General features: G+C 64.5%; 3 protein-coding genes and 1 other RNA gene. 3 read left to right on the top strand and 1 reads right to left on the bottom strand.

Annotated elements, in window-relative coordinates; all coding sequences use genetic code 11:
- Positions 1 to 115: 115 nt before the first annotated feature.
- Both BRAS3843_RS17145 and BRAS3843_RS17140 read left to right on the top strand, forming a co-directional pair.
- Positions 116 to 1708, top strand: a complete 1593-nt coding sequence (locus BRAS3843_RS17145; RefSeq protein WP_008970231.1) for a DHA2 family efflux MFS transporter permease subunit — start codon at positions 116 to 118, stop codon at positions 1706 to 1708.
- A 317-nt stretch (positions 1709 to 2025) separates the two neighbouring features.
- Positions 2026 to 3843 carry an ABC transporter ATP-binding protein gene (locus BRAS3843_RS17140; protein WP_008970230.1) on the top strand — a complete coding sequence of 606 codons (1818 nt, stop codon included), beginning with the start codon at positions 2026 to 2028 and terminating at the stop codon, positions 3841 to 3843.
- Positions 3844 to 3941: 98 nt separating this feature from the next.
- Here the strand turns inward: BRAS3843_RS17140 and rnpB are convergent.
- Positions 3942 to 4376, bottom strand: an RNA gene (gene rnpB / locus BRAS3843_RS38925) — RNase P RNA component class A.
- 140 nt (positions 4377 to 4516) lie between these two features.
- Here rnpB and BRAS3843_RS17135 point away from each other — a divergent pair.
- A partial coding sequence (locus BRAS3843_RS17135) for a YciI family protein (protein ID WP_035981967.1) occupies positions 4517 to 4819 on the top strand: 303 nt, incomplete at its 3' end.

Raw genomic sequence — 4819 nt, 5'->3', positions numbered from 1 at the left:
TCTCCGCGAGTTCACTCCGTCGAGAGTCCCCCCTCACCCCAACCCTCTCCCCGCACGCGGGAAGAGGGGGGCGCACCTCCTGCTGAGCTAGACCGCACCTCGAACCGAACACACCATGGCCAACGCGACGACAGCAAATCCCACCATGATCGCAGCGCCGGATGCGGCGTCCGAGCACGTGGCGCCGCGCCGGCTGATCGCGTTCCTGATCATGGTGTTCGGGATGTTCATGTCGATCCTGGACATCCAGATCGTGTCGGCCTCGCTCACCGAGATCCAGGCCGGGCTGTCGGCAAGCTCGAGCGAAGTCTCCTGGGTGCAGACCGCCTATCTGATCGCCGAAGTCATCGCCATTCCGCTGTCCGGCTTTCTGTCGCGCGCCTTCGGCACGCGGCTGCTGTTTGCGATCTCGGCGGCGGGCTTCACCATGTCCAGCTTCCTGTGCGGCTTCGCCTCGACCATCGAGGAGATGATCGTGTGGCGCGCGCTGCAGGGCTTCCTTGGCGCCGGCATGATCCCGACCGTGTTCGCGTCGGCCTACACGGTGTTTCCGCGCTCGAAGTTCTACATCGTCGGCCCGATCATCGGGCTGGTCGCCACGCTTGCTCCCACCATCGGTCCGACCATCGGCGGCTACATCACCGACGCGATGTCGTGGCACTGGCTGTTCTTCATCAACATCCCCCCGGGCATCCTGATCACCATCGGCGTGCTGGCCTTGGTCGATTTCGACGAGCCGCATTTCGAGCTGCTCGAGCATTTCGACTGGTGGGGCCTCCTGTTCATGGCGGGCTTCCTCGGCTCGCTCGAATATGTGCTGGAGGAGGGGCCGCAATATGAATGGATCCAGGATAGCTCGGTCGCGATCTTTGCCGCGGTCTGCATCGTCTCCGCGGTGGCGTTCTTCTGGCGCGTGCTGACGGCGCGGGTGCCGATCGTCGACCTCTATGCCTTCGGCAACCGCAATTTCACGGTCGGCTGCCTGCTGCAGTTCTGCATCGGCATCGGTCTCTACGGCCTCACCTACATCTATCCGCGTTATCTCGCCGAGGTGCGCGGCTACAGCGCGATGATGATCGGCGAGACCATGTTCGTCTCCGGCGTCACCATGTTCCTGATGGCGCCGATCGTCGGACGGCTGATGCTGCGCTTCGACATGCGCTACATCATCGCCTTTGGTCTCGTCGTGTTCGCGCTCGGCTCCTATCAGATGACCGGCATCACCCGCGATTTCGATTTCTGGGAGCTGTTCGTTCCGCAGGTGTTGCGCGGCGTCGGCATGATGTGCGCGATGGTGCCGACCAACAATATCGCGCTCGGCACGCTGGCGCCGGACCGGGTGAAGAACGCCTCTGGCCTGTTCAACCTGATGCGCAATCTCGGCGGTGCGGTCGGCCTTGCCGTCATCAACGAGGTGCTGAACGATCGCACCGACCTGCATATCAGCCGGCTGCATGATCGCGTCACCTGGGGCAATGCCACCGCGGTCGAGACCTTGAACATGCTGCAGCAGCGGCTGCAGGGCATGGGCGATTCCGCCCTGATGGCGATGAAGCAACTGTCGCAGATCGTGCACCGTCAGGCGGTGGTGATGGGCTATGGCGATGCGTTCTTCATGCTGACCTGCTTCTACATCGGCCTCAGCCTGACGGTGATGCTGTTGAAAAAGCCGAGCTCGCCGATGGCCGGCGGAGGCGACGCCCACTGAGCGCACGCGCACGTGATCTTGACGGGTTGCCAAATCATACCGCGACGTATATAGAACGGCGATTGTCGCTCGAACCGGGGAGATTTGCATGGATATGTCGCATCTGCAGATCACCTGCCCGCGTCCGAAGCTTGCGCTGGGTTCCCGCTCATTTCGTTGAGCGCTGCTGCACCCCGCTTCGACCGAGATCAAGCTGATCACGGTCGCCGTACTTCCCGATAAGTCACTAATTGTTCGCAGGATGCGTGCGCGGTCTTTGCCGCTGGCACGTCTGCATTGAGATGGAGCAGGCCCGCGCTGCGTGGCCTGATGATGCCATGACCATTGAGATCACCAAATTGAAAGCCAAGAAGCGGCCCGCCGCCATCCGCGTCGTGATGCCGTTCGTGTTCCGGCACTGGCTGAAGCAGCCGGGCATGACGCTCGCCATTGCCATTGGCTTGCTGGGCGCGACGGTTGCCGACCTGTTCATGCCGGTGTTCTCCGGCAGACTGGTCGACGCGCTGACATTGGGCCCGGTCGATTCCGCCGCGCGGCGGGCTGCGCTCACGGCCTTCGGCGCCATCGTCGCGCTGGGCTTCGCCTCGATCGTGCTGCGGCTTGGCGGCCTGCAGCTGATCGTGCCGTTCACCTTGCGCATCATGTCGGATGTCGCGCGCGATGCCTTCGTGCGCGTGCAGCGCTTCTCGACCGACTGGCACGCCAACAGCTTCGCCGGCTCCACCGTGCGCAAGATCACCCGCGGCATGTGGGCGCTCGACCTCTACAACGACACCATCCTGCTGGCGCTGTTGCCCTCGCTGGCGGTGCTGCTCGGCTCGATGGTGCTGCTCGGCCTGCATTGGGCCTCGCTGGGTGCGGTGATCGCGGTCGGCGCGGTGCTTTATGTGGCGATGACGGTCGCATTCTCGACCCGCTACATCGCGCCGGCTGCCCGTGTGTCCAATGCCTGGGACACCAAGGTCGGCGGCACGCTGGCCGATTCCATCACCTGCAACGCGGTGGTGAAGTCGTTCGGCGCGGAAGCGCGCGAGGATGACAGGCTGGACCGCGTGATCAGCCGCTGGCGGCGGCGCGTGAACCGGACCTGGCTGCGCTACAACACCACGGCTGCGGTGCAGCTGGGCGTGCTGCTCTGCCTGCGCGCCTCCGTGATCGGCGGCTCCGTGCTGCTATGGATCGCAGGACGCGCCTCGCCGGGCGACGTCACCTATGTGCTGACCAGCTATTACGTCATCCATGCCTATTTGCGCGATGTCGGGATGCACATCAACAACCTGCAGCGCGCGGTCAATGACATGGACGAGCTGGTTGCGATCCACGAAGAGCCGATCGGCATCGTCGATGCCGAGGACGCAAAACCGATCAGCGTCACCGGCGGGCACATCGTGTTCGACGAGGTCACGTTCCACTATGGCGGCCATCGCGCACCGCTCTATGACCATCTGTCCGTCGACATCCGTCCTGGCGAGCGCATCGGCCTGGTCGGCCGGTCCGGCTCCGGCAAGACCACCTTCGTCAAGCTGGTGCAGCGGCTCTACGACGTTACTGGCGGCCGCATCCTGATCGACGGCCAGGACATCGCTCACGCGACGCAGGACTCGCTGCGCAGCCAGATCGCGATCGTGCAGCAGGACCCGATCCTGTTTCACCGCTCGCTTGCGGAGAACATCGCCTATGGCCGGCCGGGCGCGAGCCAGGCTGCGATCGAGCAGGCGGCGCAGCTCGCCAACGCGCATGACTTCATCATGCGGCTGCCCAAGGGTTACGGCACCCTGGTCGGCGAGCGCGGCGTGAAACTGTCGGGCGGCGAGCGGCAGCGCGTGGCGCTGGCGCGCGCCTTCCTGGCAGATGCACCGGTGCTGATCCTGGACGAGGCCACCTCGAGTCTGGATTCGGAATCGGAGGCGCTGATCCAGGAGGCGATGGAGCGGCTGATGAAGGGGCGTACGTCGATCGTGATCGCGCATCGGCTGGCCACCGTGCGCAGCCTCGATCGGATCCTGGTGTTCGATCGCGGGCGGATCGTCGAGCAGGGCAGCCACGCCGCGCTGGTCGCGCGGCCGGGCGGGCTCTATCGCGCCCTGTTCGAGCGGCAGGCCACCGAGATCGGCAAGCTCTCGGCGGTTGTGTAAGCAGGACGAAGGCCGGCTCGCTGCTGGCAAGGTCGAAGGTGATAAGTGAGGCAAAATGGCGAGGGGTCCGGCGCTGGTGGCGCCGAACCCCTCGTGAACATATCAGCCGGCCTGTAAGCCGGGTTCTGTAGGGCACCGGCCGTGCTTGCGCACGGGCGATACGTGACGGCCATTCCTCTGGGATCACGCTTGCGCGCAACCTCGAGCAACCTACCCGGACGGCGAGCCTGACACCGCTCCCGCAGGCGTTGTCGTTTTCACGAACTGCCCGCGTTGCCGTCCCTATTCGGTCTTGCTCCCGGTGGGGTTTACCATGCCGGTTCCGTTGCCGGACCCGCGGTGCGCTCTTACCGCACCTTTTCACCCTTACCACGCCAAAGCCCATATGGACGAGGCGGGCGGTTCGTTCTCTGTGGCACTGTCCCTGGGGTCGCCCCCGCCGGACGTTATCCGGCACCGCATGTCGATGGAGCCCGGACTTTCCTCCCCGGCGGCCTTTCGGCAGCTGCCGGAGCGGCCGTCCGGCCGACTGACGGCTCCTGCATGGGGGCTCAAGCCGCGGGCGTCAAGCCGTCGCGAACCGCCGAAAATAATTTATCCTGAAATTGTCGTTTCACGCGTGCGCCATTCGACCGAATGTCGGCAATCTAGCCGATCACAAGGAGCAAGCCCCATGCAGTATCTGCTGATGATCTATCAGAACGAGGTCGAATACGCGAAGCGGCCCCCGGCCGAAGCCGAGAAAACGCTCGCCGAATATCAGGCCTTCACCCAGTCCATCATCCAGAGCGGCAACTTCAAGGCCGGCGACCGGCTGCGGCCGACGACAACGGCAACAACGGTGCGGGTCCGCGATGGCAAGCTCATGACCACCGACGGTCCGTTCGCGGAGACGCGCGAGCAGCTCGGCGGCTACTATCTGGTCGAAGCCAAAGATCTCGACACCGCGATCGGCATTGCGGCGCGGATTCCCAGC

Source organism: Bradyrhizobium sp. STM 3843 (assembly GCF_000239815.1).
Classification (GTDB): domain Bacteria; phylum Pseudomonadota; class Alphaproteobacteria; order Rhizobiales; family Xanthobacteraceae; genus Bradyrhizobium.
Note: the sequence above shows the minus strand (reverse complement) of the source record. Positions and strands in the feature narration are given on the sequence as shown.

Bases quoted from the DNA above. Each gene is read 5' to 3' on its own strand.
- BRAS3843_RS17145 (WP_008970231.1), top strand. From the start codon at position 116: ATGGCCAACGCGACGACAGCAAATCCCACCATGATCGCAGCGCCGGAT.
- BRAS3843_RS17140 (WP_008970230.1), top strand. From the start codon at position 2,026: ATGACCATTGAGATCACCAAATTGAAAGCCAAGAAGCGGCCCGCCGCC.